Raw genomic sequence first — 16883 nt, 5'->3', positions numbered from 1 at the left:
CGGTTAGCTTAAAATATCACCCATCAACCTGAAGCGACTATGACACTGGCAGGAAAAGACAATGTTTAGTTATAAAAAGAGTGCAGTAATTATAGTTGTTCTGATAGCTGCATACTTTATATGGAATGCTGTCAAACCAACAAAAATAGTCAGAGTAAATCATGGCGCTATTTTTGCAGAAAATTTACCAATCACCACAGAAGGAAAATTGAAATGGTGGTTGCAAAACAAGGAGTGGCTGCAGCAGAAATATCACATTATTATTCACCCCTACAACTTTACAGTTGTTATCATGAAATTCAACGGGTATGAACCATTACCTAAAGGAACCAGAGATGGTTCTGTTGATGACTACACCTGTTTTAATGATAATAATGGAAACCATGATAAATGTGCATATAACAACATAGCAATAATTGTCAGGGGTAACCTGAATGGCAAGCAATTTATAAACATAGGCGAAAAAACTTATATCCAGACAAGTGATGGAAAAGTCGCATTACAATAATCAGCCGCTGCACAGTAGCCATTGAAGAGTAAAGCAGATATGTGCTGTAGCGTGTTTGACAGGAAAATTCGCCATTACTTTTTAGTTGAGGAGCGGCAAAACCGCTCCAGTTAAATCAAGAACCGCAGAGGGATGCTACGGATTAGCATAATCTAAAATTTCTTCGCCCATGAGAGTACAGTCATTGAGGAAGATGAATCGCATGCGGTACTTACCTTTGTAGATATAACCCCACGTCTGTAGTACATCGTAATACTGAGATTTATTTTCCTGGTTTTGCATTTTCGCCAATGCAGTTACATCCTTATCAACTTCTGCCCTGTCATCGTTGTCTCTGTAAAAAGCTAAAAGTTTCTTAGATTCGGTTATTGCTTGACTTTTACACGTTAAGTCAGATTTTTTAGCAGCAGCAAAAGACGAAAAACTCATCGAAAAAATTAATGTTGCTATAATGCTGAATGATATTTTCATAAAATTCCAAGCTCTTTTTTGGCTCTTATTAATGCCTTTTTTCTTTCTTCAAGGCAGTTATAACCACCATTAACAAGAAGTATGACTTTATTTACATCATCCCTGTCTGCTGCCGTATTAACATGCCTGAGGTTCCAGTAATAGGAAGCAGCCTTAACAGCAACATACGGGTTCGTGGCAACCATAGTGGGATCGGTTACGTAATCTTTATCAAATTGGCTTCCGAAATTCGTATAGTTATCCCTACCTGTAAGATCAATAACCCGCGTCCCATGAATTTAGGACTATCGCCGACTTCTGTGTTACCTAAATCACGTCCAATCCGCGTTCCTGCGTCATATTCCCTGCCACCATCTCTTGGAACTTCAGTAAAGCTTGAGAAGTTTGCAGTTTCAACACAAGCTTGGGCGAGAAAATGTGCTGCTCTTAATTCGCTATTAATTTCATAGACGGTAAAACGTTGATTTAATGTGGTACTATGGCATAGACATTATAATGCTGTGAATTTAACAAGGTTTCTTGATGTTTATAATGCCTGGCTATATTCCGCAGCATGTCTACAGTAATATCAACCACTTGCCTTTTCCTTTTTTTATCACCCATAATCATTTTACCTAACGTGACTGGACATTTGGCAGGTATTTTTTACTTACTTTTACGATCCAGGAAGATTCTCATCCTTCTGTTTACCGGTAACGAGGGCTACTGAAATGTTGTTATCAGAAAAAGCGCAATCAAACCGTGCCACTGTCTGGCTGGCGTTATCAGAACTTTTCACAGCGCGCGAGCTTCAGGATTACGATTACAAATGGATGGTTCTGCTGCTGAAAGAGTCAGGGATGAGCAGAGATGAGATCTTCCGGATCCTTGACGAGGAAGTTGCTCCTGCTCTGTCAGTTAATCTACTCTATAACCCTACGCCAGTGATGGACGGCTGGTGTGCAGAAGAGATAAAAACTATTGTCATGAAGTATCTCGCCAAAAAACCCACTTTCGCTGAGCATTTCGTGCCTGCTCGTATCCTTTCAAATTGGCGTCGAAAATTTGTTTGTAAGGAAATAAACATGCTCTCTAAAGAACTGGATAACTACTCCCGGAAAGAGCTATGAAAATCTAGTATGCTCAGATATAAAAAATTATTCTTTTTAATTAATAATAGCTAAAATTGCGTGTGAATTAATTCGAAAACGTAATGCAGAGAGGAGTACATGTCACTACATTCAGGATGGATAGCATGGTTCTTTTTTTATGGCATCATGGGATTTATGGTTTTCTATATATTACAGGGCTACTTTTTGTATAGAATCATAAAAAAAGATCCAGTATATACTAAAGCAAAAATTGCCAGCTATGTGCCTAAAGCACCAAATGAACTGGGCAAAGTAGATATTGTTATGACCTACAGCTTTATTGCTAATGATGAAACCTACAGTAAAGATCAGCAGACTTTGAATATAAACACCCTCGATCTGGAAAAATACTACGTGGGCAAAGAAATCCCAATTGTCTATTACCGTAAGAATCCTAACTACAGTAAAATTGACGTGTATGATGAGAGCCTGCGTAAATAGTTATTCGCGGATAACTACACAACACATTTTCACATATGATTAGGCGGAGGCATCAGAAGAATCGCCTGATCATATGAGCGTCGCTCCGGAACGCTTGCCGCTCCATGTAACTTCATTGATACTGGCCCATTCAATATTCATTTTCCATCATCCTCTCCTGTCATTTCAAATATATTTGTAGAATATATTTTTTATCTCATTTAAAATTACGCAATTAGTTTCGCCGAGAGAAGTTTTGGACGATGTCAAAGTATTCATGGATAATAGCAGCAATTGGCCCTGCACTGCTAATCGGTAGCGTAATTTTTTACTTCCTGAAAGGATACTGTCTCTATCTGAAGATAAAAAAAGATCCGGTCTACGTTAAGGCTAAAATTGTCAACTACATCCCCGGAAGCCCTAATAATATGGGAAAGGTAGATATTGCAATAACTTATACCTTTACGGCTGACAATAAAGTCTACACAAATGGGAAAGAAAACTTAACTATCAACACGCGAGATCTGAATAAAGACCATATCGGTAAAGAAGTGCCGATCGTCTATTACCGAAAAGATCCTAATTACAGCAAAATCGATGTATATGATGAGAGCTTACGTAATTAATTTCATATCTGCTTTCAGCCTATAAATCAGAATTAGTACGATGTTCTTACAAGGAGTCTTTAATGTCCAGTTTCTCAGGAATAATCGCAATGATAGGGCCTTGCGTTATACTCGGCTTTATTATTTTATTTATTATAAAAGGTTATATATTGCACAGTACGATCAAAAAAGATCCGGTCTACACCAAAGCTAAAATAGTTACCTATGTCCCCAAAGCACCAAACGAAAAAGGTCGCGTCGACATTGTTATGATCTATAGCTTCGTGGCTGATAATAAAATCTACACTAAAGAGCAGCAGACACTAAATATTAATACGCTCGATCTTAATAAATACCACATAGGCAAAGAGGTTCCTATTGTTTATTATCGTAAAGATCCTACTTACAGCAAAATTAATGTTTATGACGAAAGCCTGTGCATTAAAGAGAAGTCTAAACTGCGAATGGATTAATTTAGAAATTACTTAGCGTTGAGGAGGATTTATGTCGCAATATTCAGGATGGATAGCTTGGTCATTTTTTTCTGGAATGATAGGCTTTGTTTTTTTCTTATGTTAAAAGGTTATTTTTTGTATAAAATCATAAAAAAAGACCCAGTCTACAAAAAAGAAAAAATCGTTAGCTATGTGCCAAAAACTCCTGATGAAATGGGTGAGGTAGATATTGTTATGACCTACAGTTTTATTGCTGATGAAAAGACGTATATCAAGGAGCAGCAGGCATTAAATATTAAAACACTCGATTTAGACAAATACTATGTAGGCAAAGAAGTCCCCATAGTCTATTACCGTAAGAATCCTAACTATAGTAAGATTGATGTATATGATAAGAGCCTGCGCAATTAATTACTGGCGAATAATTAGATAACAGTATTTCGCAGATAGTGATCTTGCGGCTACAGAAGGAAACTCTGATTATACGGTCATCACGCGGGAGCGATTGTCGCTCCTCACTAATTAATTTGATACCAGCACTTTGACAATTGATTAGTGCCGCATACTTTTCAGTTATTTATAACTTATTATGTAGCAGATGTTCATCCGCTCATATATAATTGCGCGAACAATTCTAACAAAAGCAGATTAGGATAATGTCGAAGTACTCATGGATAATCGCAATAATCGGGCCTACACTTCTCATCGGGTATTTTATTATCTATTTACTTGAAGGTTACTATCTCTATCTGAAGATTAAAAAAGATCCTGTTTATATCAAAGCCAAAATTGATAGCTACGTTCCCGGAAGGCCTGATGACATGGGAAAAGTAGATATTACAATAACTTACAGTTTTACAGTCGATAGTAAAGTCTACATAAAAGAGAAACAGTCCTTAAATATCAACATGCTGGATCTCATTAAAGATCAAGTCGCTAAAGAAGTGCCGATCGTCTATTACCGCAAAGATCCTAATTACAGCAAAATTAACGTATATGATGAAAGCCTGCGTAATTAATCTCATACCATTTGTTAGGGCATAAATCAGAATCTACTCAGGGGCGTTTACCGCCCCTTTTGAATGGTTCGAGTCACCAGGCTACCGTCAATTAAACCTTCAAAACCATTAAACAAAATAACCCCCAGCTCTAAACCCCCCTCACCCCTTCCCTTACGTTATCAATCACCGCCCTGGCCTGTTCCAGTTGCACACGCAGTTCATGCACGGTGTCATTATCGGGAATCAGCACAATGCAGCCTTTCGATATCTGCACCGTGACATGCACGCCGGTTTCAAAGCCTGCTTCGCGCAGCCATTTGCCTTTCAGTTGCAGGGCGGGTGTGCTGGTGTCGCCGCGGTTCGGGCGGTAGCCGACAATACAGTGGCGCTGGGTTTTGGTAAGGGTTTTCGTCATAAGACATTCTCCAATGGCAGTCATTATTTCCGCCAGCAGAGAGGCTAATCTCATGGGTGGCGGAGCCAGACAGGGTTAGCCTTACCGGCCCATCGGAAACCGGCGCGTCTCGCGACGCCCCTGCCCGGCCCACCATTGAGATGTAACCGAGCGCACAACAGAACTGCTCTGTTGCCGATGAGGGTTTCCAGGAGGCTAATCCCGACGCCTGCTGTGGCAGGCGCTGCCAAACAATAAAAAGAAAACCCTACAATCAGCAAGGAAAAACCGCTCTATAGTAACGCGTCGTTTCGAAACTGGAACCCTTCCCGCAAAACTTCAGAGCAATGGCTCCACACTTACTCTTTACGCTACATCAAAATGCACTCAGGAGAGACTCACCGTTGATAAGAACAGAAACCGCCTGAAGACCTCTTAGCCCCAAAACTAACCAGGCTCATTTTCCGCATGGCCTAAATCGCCTTCAGCAAATTCATCGTAAAGAAGTGTTCATTTTGTGATCTGCATCCAGGTTTCCTTGCATTGCTTACCTGTCGGAGTGCCTTCTCTGTACTCCTGTTCCAATAAAAACAGGTATGCTTATCACAATTACGTTATTTTGACCGTCTATCAGGTGACACAATGAGCAACGCTGTTATTTTCCTAAAAGAAGTTCATGTCCTGGCACAAAAACTCAGCTGGATTAATAGTGATGCTGTCGTTGATGAATTAAAAGAGTTAATTATCAAAAATAGTAGCCTGCTAAATGATGATGAGATAACAGCGTCGTTTATTAACACGCTTATTTATTGTGCGGAAAAAAACGTTACCCCTGAAGACGTTGATAATCTGATATCGAGCTTAGACAACTTCTTTGTCAATTTCCTCTTAATGCAATCCTGTCATGTATATTTTGTAGGAAAAAGCTGGGACACCTATCGGCTTAATGTACTGTTCCTTCCACCCAATATGGGAAAAATTACGCTTTTTGAAATTGATGCAGATACTGATCCGGCAAGCATAAAAATAAACCCGGAGGACGACTCACTCATTCCAGTGGTTATCACGGATCATATAGGCTTCAACTTTATTAAAAATAACAATATCAAGCTCCCCGAGGCGCTTACCACGTTACTGCTGCCCGAAAAGAAAAGCACGCATCTGGATATGGATGTTGGATTTATCCCTCTTCTCAACGCGCGTTATCAGAAACTTAACGGCGAGGCTGAAGTAAAGAGCGTAATAATAGGATCATCCTACGCATACCAGGGGTTCCCGGATGCTTTATTAGATAAAGCAGTCAATCTTTCTATGTTCTCTGGGGATTTTACGTGGACATACAGCCTGATAAAACACATAACCGGCACCACCAGCATTAGAAACTTCATCCTCTGCGTGGGGCTGTATGACGCTTTTTATGAGCTATCGATGGGGGCGTCGCCGATGTTCCCTGTGGCGCGCTATTTCTGCAAAAGCCAGGATATCGAATACACTTACAGAAACAAAAACGAAGCGTTAAATCAGACACCCGTCACGCAGCACATATTAGGCCCTCTTGATCTGCTTGTTCAGCAAACCTATAAAAACCATATTTATCCGCAATTCTCCAATGATGAGGAGTTAGCCACGCTGGACAGATTGCTGCAGGATGAGTCGGCAGTAAAAAAATCCCTGGATTTCATCAATGGCAGAAGTTCCCGCACGGATTTCACATACTCCTCCTCAGAAATTCTCAATCGGGTATCGGAGCTATCAAGAAATTATCAACGAAAGCACAGCTTTGAGAACAATAAGCGTGTCATGTCATCGCTGACTACGTTAATAAAAGAAAAAAACGCAACGCTTAATATTATCGTAATGCCGTTCACTGAATTCTATATCGAAAATTACGACAAAAATCTGAAAGATGAAACGCTGGCATATTTGAAAAGCGTTACCGATGACAACAATATCTTTATAACGGATCTTAATAAGCTTAAGACATTCGCGCCTGAAGATTTTTACGATGCCGACCATTTAAACTTCAACGGTGCAAAAAAAGTCTGTGAGATGGTCAAAGCGTTAGGGTTCGACATTTAACTGGCCCTGCCAACCGCGTCACACTTGAAGCCGTGTCGCGCACCGCCATTTGCCTCTCAGTTGCCATCATCTGAGAAGCTAACCTGGCACGCGAGGGTCAGCCTTACCGGCGCGTCTAACGACGCCCGGCAAGGAAAACCGCTTTACGGCTGCGAATACGTTCGAAACTGGAACCCTTCTCGCAAAACTTCAGGGAACCCGTCCGGCGTTACACTTCGTTCTCTTCGCTCCCCAGCAGCCGCTTAATGTGCTCCAGCTTCGCCGTCATCCTGCGGATCTCCAGCAGATGCAGCGCCTCATAGGCCTCAATCCCCACCAGCTGGCTCTCCCCCAGCTTATCGAGGTCCGCTTTCAGTAACGTGATTTCGTCATCGGTCATCGGTGGTCTCATCGTTCCTCCTGATTTTCACTAACGTTGCACGGTCTGTTCAGGTACAACCTCATTATTAATAGTGTAGAGGTGGCATCCCGCCTTGCCAGCTTCCTGCTGCTTTGCGCAGTAGCCGAGCGAGCTTTCCGCCGCCTCGTCGCGCGTTCTCGCCCAGTAAGCAACACCCCAGTCTCCCTGCGCGTCGATGGCGAACGCCTTTTCATAACGTTGTGATGCAGCATATTCCTGGAACGCCTTGCGCCCTTCGTCATTCAGTACCGACGGCACAGGAAGATGCGTCTGCGGAAGCGCGACGACGGGCTGATAGGGGAGCGCCTGCTGCTGTAAGAAGTTTGCAACCGGCTTCCACCAGAACGCCTCGGGGGCCGAGTCCATAAAGGTATGGCCATTCTCGCCAAATGCCGGCATCGCGACGAACGTCGCGGGCGCTCCTGCCTGTTTATAAGCGCTGAACATCGCTTTCGCCGTCGCCGGGGGAAAGGCGCGGTCGTTGGCGGCGTAGAGCCACAGCGACGGAATCGTGGTTCTCTTACCGTAATCACTAAGCGCCTTCAGCAAGCCGGGCTGATCGCAGAAGGATTTGCCATCCAGCGCGCCGCGCCCGCCGTCAAAGTTAATTATCGCCTGCACGCCGGGCGGGTTGGCCGCGCCGGTCGCCAGCATGGCGAAACCGCCGGAGGACATCCCCACCAGCACCGCCTGCTTCGGCGACGCCCACGGCTGCTGACGGATCGCCTTCAGCGCCGCCAGCAAGGTATCGCGATCGCGCTCACCTGCCAGTTGATGGTGCGGCTGCGCGCACGAGCCGCCCGCATACTCCGCCGCCCCGCTGGACTGCCCATACCCCTGGCGCAGCACCACCACCGCCGCATAGCCGTGGCGGGCAAACGCTATCGCCGTCGAAGCATAGCGGTTGGGGTTCATCACAAAGCGGTCAAAGTCGGCAGTGTCCGCCGTGCCGTTGGTAATAAGTGCAACTGGCGCAGGGTCGTTGTTCGCCGGGCGGGTAACAAACGCCTCCAGCAGCGCAGGCTGGCCGTTCGCAAGCGTCACCGGCAGCATCAGCGGCGTGCGGATCAGGCCCGCAATCTGTTGGTTTTCCAGCGCAGGGGAATTATCCGCCCAGGCGGGCAAAGCGCCTGACAACATCATGGCTAACGCTATCACTGCACGCATCGCTGAAGCTCCTGGTTAACACAGGTGAAATTACCATTAACGCCGGGTGAGGGAGTATCCTCGCTTTACCGGGAAAAACGTTGTTCGCCACAGTAAAAACCACAACAAAGGTGTTTATTTAATGCGTTACCACCATACTTTTTCGCTCTTCGTGAATGACGGTGCCGTTACATAATATATTTTCTGTGTATCAGATAATTCAATAAGATAACAACTTTCTGGAAAAGAGAATCTTTTTCATTTCAACGGCTTCGATTATGTAATTAAAGTAAACGCACAGGCAATGTTAATGCAACATATTGAAAATAAAGGCATCAACCAGAAACAATAAAAGCGGAACTGCAATGATCCGCTTTTTTCCGCATTTAGGCGATTGTTTGAATTAAGTCAAATGTGTAATCTTATTTCCGTCTTAGGGAACAACGTAAAGACAAACAGATGCAGGAATAAAAAACATCGCCTGCACAATAAGAGTGTCAAGTTTCATTTATTAGTTAGTTTATTCTTATCGAAATAAAGTGGTTGCTCGCATATTTATTGTTAAATAATAGTAATTCCGCATCCGGTGTGGTGTTACGGGAGCAACTTATGAACGAACACAATTTTGAAGAACAAATGCAGTCTATTCAGGATCTGAACCTCTCCTATTTATTACTGGCTCAGCGTTTGATCCGTGAAGATAAGATTGCCGCCGGTTTCCGCCTTGGCCTGAACGATGCCACGCTGGAGACGCTAAGCCACTTATCGCTGCCGCAACTGATTAAACTCGCCTCTACCGGGCAGCTGATCAGCCGCCTGCGTATCGATGATGATGTGGTGATTAACTGCCTGACTAAAGAGTCCCGTATCGATGCACTGCAACGTCTGCACACCGGGATTATTCTGTCGAGCAACCTGCTCAACACGGTTGATAATAACGGCGACGAGGCAGCGTAATGAGCGAGATAATGCTGCACGAAAAAAGCATCATGTCTGAAATTAAAGACGCGCAAATCGCGATGGAGTTAATTAATTTCGGTGCGAGGATGCAGGTTCTGGAGAGTGAAACTAATTTAAGCCGCCGTCGTCTGTTAAAACTCTATAAAGAGTTGAAAGGCGATTCGCCGCCGAAAGGTATGCTGCCGTTCTCCGCTGACTGGTATATGTCGTGGGAGCAGAATATTCACTCGTCAATTTTCTACAATATTTACCGCTATTTGCAGAGAGCGGAAAAGGGTCGCTCTGTAGAGCTGATGATTAAAGCCTACCGTATCTATCTGGAACACGGTCTGGCGCAGGCGGACGAGGAGCCGGTACTGGGGCTGACTCGCGCATGGACGCTACTGCGTTTTATGGAGGGCGGCATGCTGAAGCAGACCCAGTGCGACTGCTGCGGCGGCAATTTTGTCAGCACGCCAGAGCATATGTTTAACGGTTTTACCTGTAGTCTCTGTGTACCGCCTTCACGGGCGATGAAAAGAAGCCCGCAGCTCGATTTCGCTGCCGGCACCATGACAACCCTGCAATAACAGGCGTTACAGCGGGTTATCAATGAAAGCCCCGACGGGTCAGCCATAGTGCGGCCCGCCGGGGCTTTCCTGTTTCTGAACCGACGAGATTACGCCAGGCGGCCGGTAAAGACGCCGCGGTAGTAGCTCGGGCCGATGTTAAGACGCGTGAGAATATCGCGCCGGTGAACGTAGGCGGTTTTCAGGCTGATGCCGAGCGTAGAGGAGACCTCCTGCGCGCTGGAGCCGGACGCCAGCAGGCATAACACTTCGCGCTGGCGGTGAGTCAGCAGCGGCAGCACCGAAAGTTCCTGCGGTTTCGCGCGCTTTTTCGACATCAGGCCGGTAATCGACTCAAATACCGTGCGGATCGGCGCGTTGAGGCTGAGCCGCAGCATATCCGGCAGCAGCGCGGGCAGCACGGGATCGAAATCCTCGCACAGCAGCAGGCAGGGCAACCCCTCTTTTAGCTCACGCAAATAGTGGGTGGTCTGCATCAACGACATCAGATTAGTGGCCTGAGTGGCCACCGCCACCAGAATACGCAGCTTACTCCCCGTCGCCCGGCTCGCCTCCTCAAGGCTGCTGATATAGCTGACGCGTAAATTGGGGCGATAGAGCTTTATCAGCGTGATCAGCCCCATCGCCGAAAAGTGATCTTCGCTGTAAATCAAAACATTAGCGTTACTGACGGAGGATTTCAGGCTCATAACCCCTTCCCTGGCAAACGTCACCTCCGGTGACGAAAAGTGAATAACAGCACGGTAAATAGCAGCATCCCTTCATGGCTATCTGAACCCCGTAAGGATCACGAACAGGCGGTCAAAAATGCCGCCCATCATATTTTCGAAGAAGGGAGCCAGCGTGAACATCACCAGCGACATGGCGACCATGCCGACGGTTAACGAAATCGGAAAACCAATGACGAAGATGGAGAGCTGCGGCGAGAGGCGGTTGAGCAGCCCCATGGTCAGGTTGAGGCACAGCAGCAGAGTGATAACCGGCAGGCCGAGCATCATGCCGTAACGGAAGATCATCTCCCCGGCGCTGACCATCGCCATAAAGCCGTTTGCACCCAGCGGTGCGGCGTTGATCGGAAACGCGGTGAAACTGCTGGCCAGCACTTCCAGCATATAGAGATGGCCGTCAAAGGTGAGAAACAGCAGCGTGACAAAGAGGTTTAACAGGCGCGCGACCACCGGCATACTCGGGCCGCCGGCAGGATCGTAAACCATGGCAAAGGAGAGCCCCATCTGCATGCCGATAATCTCGCCCGCGTGGCGCACGGCGACAAAAATCAGCTGCACGGAAAGGCCAATGGCGATGCCGATAATCAGCTGCTGGCAGCAGGCCCAGAAGCCATCCAGCGAGGCGATGGCAATGTTGCTGGCGGGCAGTTGCGGCGCAATAAGAAAAGCGGTTAACAGCGCCAGCGCTACTTTAAAACGGGCACTGAGCGGCTTCTCGCTGAAAATCGGCGCGGCGCCAAACAGCGCCAGCATGCGCAGGCAGGGCCAGAAGTACTGGTTTACGTTGTCATAGAGGTGAACCAGCGAGAGCGTAAACATAGTTAGCGAATAAGGTACGGCAAGCTGGTAAAGAGCCCGCGCATGTAGTCAACCAGCGTGGTTAACATCCACGGGCCGCAGGCGATAAGCACCACCACCAGCGTCAGGATCTTGGGAATAAACGACAGGGTCATTTCGTTGATCTGCGTCGAAGCCTGCAGAATGCTGACCAGCAGGCCAGCGGCCAGGGCGGCTAACAGCAGCGGGGTGGCGATCATCAGCCCCACTTTGGTGGCCTGGAACCCCAGCGACATTACACTTTCAGGTGTCATTTTTTACTCTCTTGCTAAAAGAAGCTCTGCGCGAGGGAACCAATAATCAGCTGCCAACCATCGACCAGCACAAACAGCATCAGCTTAAAGGGCAGCGAAATCGTCGCCGGCGGCACCATCATCATCCCCAGCGCCATCAGAATGCTGGCGACCACCAGGTCAATGATGAGAAACGGGATAAACAGCGTGAAGCCAATCTGGAAGCCGGTTTTTAGCTCGCTGGTGACAAACGCAGGCACCAGGATGCTCATCGGCACCGCGTCGGCGTTAGCAAAGTCTCCAGCGTTGGCGATGCGGGAGAAGAGCGCCAGATCCCCTTCACGGGTCTGCTTCAGCATGAAGGCGCGCAGCGGCTGCGCCCCCTTCTCTATGGCGACTTCCATAGAGATCTTGTCCTGCGACAGCGGCACCCAGGCGTCGTCATAGACCCGGTTCAGCACCGGCGACATCACGAAGAAGGTCAAAAAGAGCGCCAGCCCGAGCAGCACCTGGTTGGGCGGCGTGCTTGCCGTACCGAGCGCGCTGCGCAGCAGCCCCAGCACAATCACAATGCGGGTAAAGCCGGTCATCATCAGCAGGATGGCGGGCAAAAAGGTGAGCGATGTCAGCAGCACCAGGGTCTGCACCGGCAGCGACCAGCTTTCGCCGTTTGCGGAGTGCGAGAGCAGAATGTCATTGTTGGCCGCCAGCGCCATCTGGGCCGGGAGCAGCCATCCGGCCAGCGCCAGGCCTGGGCCGCAGAGGGGCATCAGCAGGCGTGCGTTACGTTTCATCTTATTTGCTCTCACCTTTGCGCCGGGCAATGCAGTTCACTAACGCGCTCTGGAAAGTCGGCAGGAACGACGCTGCTTTAACGTCTTCAACGTCTGCCCGTTTCTCCATGGTCATCAGGTTAGTGATATTGTCCTGCGTCACGCCCAGCAGCAGCCATTTGTCGTCCACTTCGACCACCACCAGGCGCTCGCGCGCACCGATTGACTGGGTGTGTTTCACACAAAGAATGTTATGTCCCTTTACCATTCGCGTAGCGACGCCACTGCGGCGGGCGATCCAGGCGATAGCCGCCATTAACAGGATCACCAGCGCCAGTGCGCCGATAATATTGCCGGTGCCAACAGGCGCCATTGCTGGCGCTGCGGAGACGGGCTGAACAGCATTAAGCGACGGCGTATTCATTATCTGCTCAAACGATGCATGCGCTCAGACGGGGTAATAATGTCGGTAATACGGATGCCGAATTTATCGGAAACCACCACGACCTCGCCCTGAGCGATTAAATAACCATTGATCAAAATATCAAGCGGCTCGCCCGCGAGGCCATCCAGAGAAACAATGGAGCCTGGGCTTAATCGCAATAACTCTTTGATCGTCATTTTGGTGCGGCCTAATTCCACGGTCATTTTCACCGGGATATCGAGCACCAGATTTAAATCTTCAGATAAATTCACCATTACATCTTCCGCCTGGGAAAGCACCTCGGCACTATTTTCACTGGACAACTGTTCACTCATTGCGTCGCCCCAGATGTCGCCGAGCGAAGACTTATTTGAGCCTGAATCATGTTCCATATCGCTCATACGACAATTACTCCTTCTTGAAACCTAACAATGTTGAATTCTGTAACGCATCAACCTGGATGGCGTATTGATTATTTGCGCTGCCGTATTTACCGGTCATTACCGGCACATCATTAACAAACCCGCCAAGCTGCTCGGGCTTATCCAGTGGAATAATGTCATCCGGTTTCAGCTTCATAATTCTTGAGAGACGGGTGGAGATCTCAGCAAATTTCACCACTAACTCCAGTTCGGTATCGCGCATTTGCGATGCTAATGAATTGCGCCACTGATTATTTTCATGCTGCGAGTTTTCCAGCGGCGGATTGGTCAACAATTCGCGAATCGGCTCAATAATGCTAAACGGAATACAGATCTGTAACTCACCGCTGTGCGAGCCGATATCCACCTGAAAAGGCGTCGTCACCACAATATCGTTCGGTGATGAGGTGATATTGGTAAATTTCACCTGTAATTCAGAACGCACAAACTCGGTTTTAATTTTGAAAATTGAGGTCCAGGCATAGTCATAGGCCTCGCGCGCCATCGCTAACATGCGCTGAATAATGCGCTGTTCCGTTGGGGTAAATTCGCGTCCGTCCGCCTTCGTCGGGAAGCGACCGTCACCGCCAAACAGGTTATCCACCGCCGTAAAGACCAGATTCGGCGAGAATACGAAGAGCGCCGTGCCGCGTAGCGGGTTCATGTTCATCAGGTTCAGGCTGGTCATCACCGGCAGATTACGCGCAAACTCATGGTACGGCTGAATCTTAATGTTTCCTGCGGTGACATCCGGGCTACGACGCAAAATATTAAATAAGCCGATGCGAAACTGGCGCGCAAAACGTTCGTTGATAATCTCTAACGAATATAAACGTTCACGGACAACACGACGCTGCGTATTCGGATCGTAAGGCTTAATATTATCTTCTGGCGAAGCGGGGGTGGCCGGCGCACTATTTTGACTGCTGCTGGGACCGCCATTCAGAAGATTGTCGATCTCATCCTGGGATAAAATACTGTCCGACATTATGATTACCGTAAGATAAATGCATTAAACAGGACGTTTGTTACCATCGGTTTATGCTGGCCTGGGAGTGAGGCATTAACCGCATCTTTGGTTTTCGCCGCGAGTAAAGCTTTTGCCTGATCGCCGGTTAATTCAGCCGCAGTTTGTTGAGAAAAGAGCACCAGTAAATGGCTACGAATTTCCGGCAGATGTTTTTCCAGCGCGACTTTCGCTTCAGCACTCACAACCTTGAAGGTCAGGCCGATATAAAGAATACGATCGCTGTCATGGGCATCGGGTTTCAGGCTGACGGTAAAGGTGTCGAGATCCATATAAACCGGCGTCGCTTCCACTACCGGTGCAGCGGGCGGCTTGCCACTATTAATATGGGTGACCTGATTTTTTAATTTACTGATTTCCACATAGGCATACGCGCCAATTGCGCAGACACCCAGGATAACTAACAGGATGAGTAAAATTAATAGCGGACTTTTTTTCCCGCCTTGCGCTGCATGTTTTTTCTTCGGCATTTGATGGATAACTCTGTAGTAAAAATTAAATCAGCAATCACGCGACTGGCGAATGACCTGATGGAATGCCGTTATTTTAATACAGCACCCATCCAGGACAATTCATTGAAAAACTGAAATTAGTGACGGCACCTTGCCAGTTCACGCCTGGCAATTACGCAAAGGTGTTGATTCCGCGCGAATAATGCATAACGCGCGTGACGACCGGGCTCTCTTCCTCGGAGGAAACACTCAGATCGCCCTGCCCGCTCTCAGACTTTCCTTGTCCGGATGTATGACCAGAGTGGGCATCCCCTGCCGAAGAGGAGGTGTCTGCGCCCACGCTGCTCTGCCCGAGGGAAATACCGGACTCCTCAAGCATGGTGCGCAGGTTCGGCATTGCCGACTCCAGCGCCGCGCGAACGTGGTGGCTCTCGGAGACAAAATGCACCTGCGCCTGATCGTTATTCACCCGCAGGCTCACCTGCAACGCGCCCAGCTCTTCCGGATGGAGGCGCAGCTCGGCGTGGTGCACGCCGTTACGGCTAAAGACGGCAATCTGCTGACCTAAAGATTGCTGCCAGGCCGGGGTGCCGACTTCCGCCTGTAACGTAGCGGTTGCAACGGTTGAGGTGGCGATCGCGGTTGCGGGAGCGGTCGCCGTCACTGGTGCGGCCTGAGCGACGATATGCGGCGTGGCAACCGGCTCGGCACTTTTTAAGTTATGCAGCGCCTGCGTCAGGCTCTCGCTGACGGGGGCCGCCACAGGCGTAGTCGGCTGGGTGCTGCTGTCAGCAGGGGTTAACGATTGCGCTTTACCCTCAACGGCACTCTCCGTCACTGGCATGGCGGGTTGTGCCTCGGGCCGTGTCGGCTGCGGCTTAACGCCAGCAGGCAGATCCTGGGTCGGCTTTTCCTTATCCAGCACGGCGGTGAAATTGACCTGAGTCAGCGGATCGCCAGCCTGCGGCTCAACCGGCAGCGCCGCGGCAAGAAGCGGGCTTGCCGGTACGGCGGCAGCCAGCGTCGGATCGGCACTCACCTGCGGCAGTGCCGCCAGATCGGCCTGCGCCGTCTGCACGCCCTGCGCCAGCAGCGCGTCCGCCGTGGTGGCAGAGGCATCAAGCGGCATCGCCAGGGTAGTCGCCGCCTGGGTAAGCAGGTCGGCAGGTAAAGCCTGAGTCGCAGGCATGGCGTCAGCGAGCTGCGCTTTTTTATCAGCAGGTTTTTTCACCTTATCCTGCGGCGCACCGTGCTGCCGGGTTTCCTGAGCCTCTCCGGATGAGAGCTGCTTTTTCAGTTCGCCAGCGAAGTGCCCCTCTTCCTGCGCGGAGGACGCGGAAGCGGTCTGACGTCCCGCGTCAACGGGCGAGGCCGGGAGTGAATGTCGGATAATCATCTTATTTATTCCTTTGACTGGCGCGACGGGCGAACTCATCCATCATCTTCTGTTCCAGTCGGTTCTCTTTTAATAATCGCTGTGCGTCGGCACGGTTTTTCAGTGCTTCGAAAGCATTCAGCCGCTGCTTATCTTTTCTCCATGCTTCCTGCACGTTATCCACCGTGTACTGACTGGCAGATACTCTCCTGACTTGTTGCGCCACGACGCCATCCAGCGAGGTCAAAAAGTGCTGGTGCGCCTGTAGGGCCATAATCGATACGCCCTGATCGACAATCGTCGACTGCATCTGCTCGCGATACTCTTGCGCATAGGTCTTGAGCTGATCGAGCCGTGCGGTTTCGTTAAGGTGGGTCTGGCGCGCCGAACCGAGGCGGGTCGTGGTGTCGTTCAGTTTCTTCTCTGCCAACTCGCGCAGGACATCCATCGGGTTTTGGCTCGCCATCATTTCAC

Annotated in this window: 25 protein-coding genes; 10 read left to right on the top strand and 15 right to left on the bottom strand. The window is 48.7% G+C overall.

Annotated features, from left to right (window positions below; translation table 11 throughout):
• The first annotated feature begins 61 nt into the window (after positions 1-61).
• Positions 62-508 (top strand): DUF943 family protein, encoded by a 447-nt coding sequence (locus tag SOM48_RS20565; protein ID WP_320512913.1) that lies wholly within the window; start codon positions 62-64, stop codon positions 506-508.
• A 135-nt stretch (positions 509-643) separates the two neighbouring features.
• On the opposite strand, the gene SOM48_RS20560 is transcribed toward SOM48_RS20565, so the two are convergent.
• Both SOM48_RS20560 and SOM48_RS20555 read right to left on the bottom strand, forming a co-directional pair.
• The gene (locus SOM48_RS20560) at positions 644-979 is read right to left on the bottom strand and encodes a hypothetical protein (RefSeq protein ID WP_320512912.1); all 336 of its coding nucleotides are present in this window, start codon (positions 977-979) and stop codon (positions 644-646) included.
• Positions 976-1164: a hypothetical protein gene (locus tag SOM48_RS20555; RefSeq protein ID WP_320512911.1), complete on the bottom strand. Its 189-nt coding sequence runs from the start codon at positions 1162-1164 to the stop codon at positions 976-978. Before SOM48_RS20555 ends, SOM48_RS20560 begins: the two co-directional genes overlap by 4 nt.
• 525 nt (positions 1165-1689) lie before the next feature.
• On the opposite strand from SOM48_RS20555, the gene SOM48_RS20550 reads away from it, so the two are divergent.
• The 6 genes from SOM48_RS20550 (at position 1690) to SOM48_RS20525 (ending at position 4608) form a co-directional block, all read left to right on the top strand.
• Entirely contained in the window at positions 1690-2088 is a 399-nt protein-coding gene (locus SOM48_RS20550) for a DUF7079 family protein (protein WP_320512910.1), read from the top strand.
• 99 nt (positions 2089-2187) lie between these two features.
• Positions 2188-2550 carry a hypothetical protein gene (locus SOM48_RS20545; RefSeq protein ID WP_320512909.1) on the top strand — a complete coding sequence of 121 codons (363 nt, stop codon included), beginning with the start codon at positions 2188-2190 and terminating at the stop codon, positions 2548-2550.
• Positions 2551-2792: 242 nt separating this feature from the next.
• Positions 2793-3155, top strand: coding sequence for a hypothetical protein (locus SOM48_RS20540; protein WP_320512908.1), 363 nt, complete (start codon positions 2793-2795; stop codon positions 3153-3155).
• A 62-nt stretch (positions 3156-3217) separates the two neighbouring features.
• Entirely contained in the window at positions 3218-3607 is a 390-nt protein-coding gene (locus SOM48_RS20535; RefSeq protein WP_320512907.1) for a hypothetical protein, read from the top strand.
• A gap of 57 nt (positions 3608-3664) precedes the next feature.
• Positions 3665-4000 (top strand): hypothetical protein, encoded by a 336-nt coding sequence (locus tag SOM48_RS20530; protein ID WP_320512906.1) that lies wholly within the window; start codon positions 3665-3667, stop codon positions 3998-4000.
• Between the two features lie 245 nt (positions 4001-4245).
• On the top strand, positions 4246-4608 hold the full coding sequence (locus tag SOM48_RS20525; protein ID WP_320512905.1) for a hypothetical protein: 363 nt from the start codon (positions 4246-4248) through the stop codon (positions 4606-4608).
• A 130-nt stretch (positions 4609-4738) separates the two neighbouring features.
• On the opposite strand, the gene SOM48_RS20520 is transcribed toward SOM48_RS20525, so the two are convergent.
• The gene (locus SOM48_RS20520; RefSeq protein WP_288883269.1) at positions 4739-5005 is read right to left on the bottom strand and encodes a SymE family type I addiction module toxin; all 267 of its coding nucleotides are present in this window, start codon (positions 5003-5005) and stop codon (positions 4739-4741) included.
• Positions 5006-5626: 621 nt separating this feature from the next.
• Here SOM48_RS20520 and SOM48_RS20515 point away from each other — a divergent pair.
• Entirely contained in the window at positions 5627-7063 is a 1437-nt protein-coding gene (locus tag SOM48_RS20515; RefSeq protein WP_320512904.1) for a hypothetical protein, read from the top strand.
• 208 nt (positions 7064-7271) lie between these two features.
• Here the strand turns inward: SOM48_RS20515 and SOM48_RS20510 are convergent, their stop codons facing one another.
• The gene (locus SOM48_RS20510; RefSeq protein WP_042712430.1) at positions 7272-7454 is read right to left on the bottom strand and encodes a hypothetical protein; all 183 of its coding nucleotides are present in this window, start codon (positions 7452-7454) and stop codon (positions 7272-7274) included.
• An 18-nt stretch (positions 7455-7472) separates the two neighbouring features.
• A complete protein-coding gene (locus SOM48_RS20505; RefSeq protein ID WP_320512935.1) occupies positions 7473-8606 on the bottom strand; it encodes a dienelactone hydrolase family protein in 1134 nt (377 codons plus the stop codon).
• 612 nt (positions 8607-9218) lie between these two features.
• Between SOM48_RS20505 and flhD the strand changes: the two genes are divergently transcribed.
• Positions 9219-9566, top strand: coding sequence for a flagellar transcriptional regulator FlhD (gene flhD / locus SOM48_RS20500; RefSeq protein WP_042712433.1), 348 nt, complete (start codon positions 9219-9221; stop codon positions 9564-9566).
• Between the two features lie 11 nt (positions 9567-9577).
• Positions 9578-10138, top strand: a complete 561-nt coding sequence (gene flhC, locus SOM48_RS20495; RefSeq protein ID WP_042712517.1) for a flagellar transcriptional regulator FlhC — start codon at positions 9578-9580, stop codon at positions 10136-10138.
• Between the two features lie 89 nt (positions 10139-10227).
• Here the strand turns inward: flhC and SOM48_RS20490 are convergent, their stop codons facing one another.
• The 10 genes from SOM48_RS20490 to fliJ all read right to left on the bottom strand — a co-directional run bounded on the left by SOM48_RS20490 (position 10228) and on the right by fliJ (position 16878).
• Complete coding sequence (locus SOM48_RS20490; protein ID WP_042712434.1) at positions 10228-10827, bottom strand: helix-turn-helix transcriptional regulator; 600 nt, start codon at positions 10825-10827, stop codon at positions 10228-10230.
• A 78-nt stretch (positions 10828-10905) separates the two neighbouring features.
• The gene (gene fliR, locus SOM48_RS20485; protein ID WP_054804456.1) at positions 10906-11685 is read right to left on the bottom strand and encodes a flagellar biosynthetic protein FliR; all 780 of its coding nucleotides are present in this window, start codon (positions 11683-11685) and stop codon (positions 10906-10908) included.
• A 2-nt stretch (positions 11686-11687) separates the two neighbouring features.
• Positions 11688-11957, bottom strand: coding sequence for a flagellar biosynthesis protein FliQ (gene fliQ, locus SOM48_RS20480; RefSeq protein ID WP_042712437.1), 270 nt, complete (start codon positions 11955-11957; stop codon positions 11688-11690).
• Between the two features lie 14 nt (positions 11958-11971).
• On the bottom strand, positions 11972-12706 hold the full coding sequence (gene fliP, locus SOM48_RS20475) for a flagellar type III secretion system pore protein FliP (protein WP_414672800.1): 735 nt from the start codon (positions 12704-12706) through the stop codon (positions 11972-11974).
• A gap of 25 nt (positions 12707-12731) precedes the next feature.
• Complete coding sequence (fliO, locus tag SOM48_RS20470) at positions 12732-13133, bottom strand: flagellar biosynthetic protein FliO (protein ID WP_042712439.1); 402 nt, start codon at positions 13131-13133, stop codon at positions 12732-12734.
• Positions 13133-13534 carry a flagellar motor switch protein FliN gene (fliN, locus tag SOM48_RS20465; protein WP_312278388.1) on the bottom strand — a complete coding sequence of 134 codons (402 nt, stop codon included), beginning with the start codon at positions 13532-13534 and terminating at the stop codon, positions 13133-13135. The genes fliO and fliN overlap by 1 nt, the downstream gene beginning before the upstream one ends.
• Before the next feature lie 7 nt (positions 13535-13541).
• Positions 13542-14543, bottom strand: a complete 1002-nt coding sequence (fliM, locus tag SOM48_RS20460; RefSeq protein WP_139965842.1) for a flagellar motor switch protein FliM — start codon at positions 14541-14543, stop codon at positions 13542-13544.
• 5 nt (positions 14544-14548) lie between these two features.
• Complete coding sequence (locus SOM48_RS20455; RefSeq protein WP_288883276.1) at positions 14549-14944, bottom strand: flagellar basal body-associated FliL family protein; 396 nt, start codon at positions 14942-14944, stop codon at positions 14549-14551.
• A 262-nt stretch (positions 14945-15206) separates the two neighbouring features.
• Positions 15207-16430: a flagellar hook-length control protein FliK gene (locus SOM48_RS20450; RefSeq protein WP_313276903.1), complete on the bottom strand. Its 1224-nt coding sequence runs from the start codon at positions 16428-16430 to the stop codon at positions 15207-15209.
• 1 nt (position 16431) lies between these two features.
• Positions 16432-16878, bottom strand: a complete 447-nt coding sequence (gene fliJ / locus SOM48_RS20445; RefSeq protein ID WP_225975664.1) for a flagellar export protein FliJ — start codon at positions 16876-16878, stop codon at positions 16432-16434.
• Positions 16879-16883: the final 5 nt, after the last annotated feature.

The sequence above is a fragment of the Kosakonia sp. CFBP8986 genome, from assembly GCF_034044935.1.
Taxonomy (GTDB): domain Bacteria; phylum Pseudomonadota; class Gammaproteobacteria; order Enterobacterales; family Enterobacteriaceae; genus Kosakonia; species Kosakonia cowanii.
This window is presented reverse-complemented; position numbering and strand designations above follow the sequence as displayed.

Excerpts from the sequence above, each read along its gene's own strand:
- fliJ (WP_225975664.1), bottom strand. The coding sequence starts at position 16,878 with ATGATGGCGAGCCAAAACCCGATGGATGTCCTGCGCGAGTTGGCAGAG.
- fliO (WP_042712439.1), bottom strand. The coding sequence starts at position 13,133 with ATGAATACGCCGTCGCTTAATGCTGTTCAGCCCGTCTCCGCAGCGCCA.
- SOM48_RS20510 (WP_042712430.1), bottom strand. The coding sequence starts at position 7,454 with ATGAGACCACCGATGACCGATGACGAAATCACGTTACTGAAAGCGGAC.
- SOM48_RS20555 (WP_320512911.1), bottom strand. The coding sequence starts at position 1,164 with ATGGTTGCCACGAACCCGTATGTTGCTGTTAAGGCTGCTTCCTATTAC.
- fliP (WP_414672800.1), bottom strand. The coding sequence starts at position 12,706 with ATGCCCCTCTGCGGCCCAGGCCTGGCGCTGGCCGGATGGCTGCTCCCG.
- fliN (WP_312278388.1), bottom strand. The coding sequence starts at position 13,534 with ATGAGCGATATGGAACATGATTCAGGCTCAAATAAGTCTTCGCTCGGC.
- SOM48_RS20540 (WP_320512908.1), top strand. The coding sequence starts at position 2,793 with ATGTCAAAGTATTCATGGATAATAGCAGCAATTGGCCCTGCACTGCTA.
- SOM48_RS20565 (WP_320512913.1), top strand. The coding sequence starts at position 62 with ATGTTTAGTTATAAAAAGAGTGCAGTAATTATAGTTGTTCTGATAGCT.
- SOM48_RS20545 (WP_320512909.1), top strand. The coding sequence starts at position 2,188 with ATGTCACTACATTCAGGATGGATAGCATGGTTCTTTTTTTATGGCATC.
- fliQ (WP_042712437.1), bottom strand. The coding sequence starts at position 11,957 with ATGACACCTGAAAGTGTAATGTCGCTGGGGTTCCAGGCCACCAAAGTG.
- SOM48_RS20535 (WP_320512907.1), top strand. The coding sequence starts at position 3,218 with ATGTCCAGTTTCTCAGGAATAATCGCAATGATAGGGCCTTGCGTTATA.
- SOM48_RS20505 (WP_320512935.1), bottom strand. The coding sequence starts at position 8,606 with ATGATGTTGTCAGGCGCTTTGCCCGCCTGGGCGGATAATTCCCCTGCG.
- SOM48_RS20515 (WP_320512904.1), top strand. The coding sequence starts at position 5,627 with ATGAGCAACGCTGTTATTTTCCTAAAAGAAGTTCATGTCCTGGCACAA.
- SOM48_RS20520 (WP_288883269.1), bottom strand. The coding sequence starts at position 5,005 with ATGACGAAAACCCTTACCAAAACCCAGCGCCACTGTATTGTCGGCTAC.
- SOM48_RS20450 (WP_313276903.1), bottom strand. The coding sequence starts at position 16,430 with ATGATTATCCGACATTCACTCCCGGCCTCGCCCGTTGACGCGGGACGT.
- SOM48_RS20490 (WP_042712434.1), bottom strand. The coding sequence starts at position 10,827 with ATGAGCCTGAAATCCTCCGTCAGTAACGCTAATGTTTTGATTTACAGC.
- SOM48_RS20525 (WP_320512905.1), top strand. The coding sequence starts at position 4,246 with ATGTCGAAGTACTCATGGATAATCGCAATAATCGGGCCTACACTTCTC.
- fliR (WP_054804456.1), bottom strand. The coding sequence starts at position 11,685 with ATGTTTACGCTCTCGCTGGTTCACCTCTATGACAACGTAAACCAGTAC.
- flhC (WP_042712517.1), top strand. The coding sequence starts at position 9,578 with ATGCTGCACGAAAAAAGCATCATGTCTGAAATTAAAGACGCGCAAATC.
- fliM (WP_139965842.1), bottom strand. The coding sequence starts at position 14,543 with ATGTCGGACAGTATTTTATCCCAGGATGAGATCGACAATCTTCTGAAT.
- flhD (WP_042712433.1), top strand. The coding sequence starts at position 9,219 with ATGAACGAACACAATTTTGAAGAACAAATGCAGTCTATTCAGGATCTG.
- SOM48_RS20550 (WP_320512910.1), top strand. The coding sequence starts at position 1,690 with ATGTTGTTATCAGAAAAAGCGCAATCAAACCGTGCCACTGTCTGGCTG.
- SOM48_RS20560 (WP_320512912.1), bottom strand. The coding sequence starts at position 979 with ATGAAAATATCATTCAGCATTATAGCAACATTAATTTTTTCGATGAGT.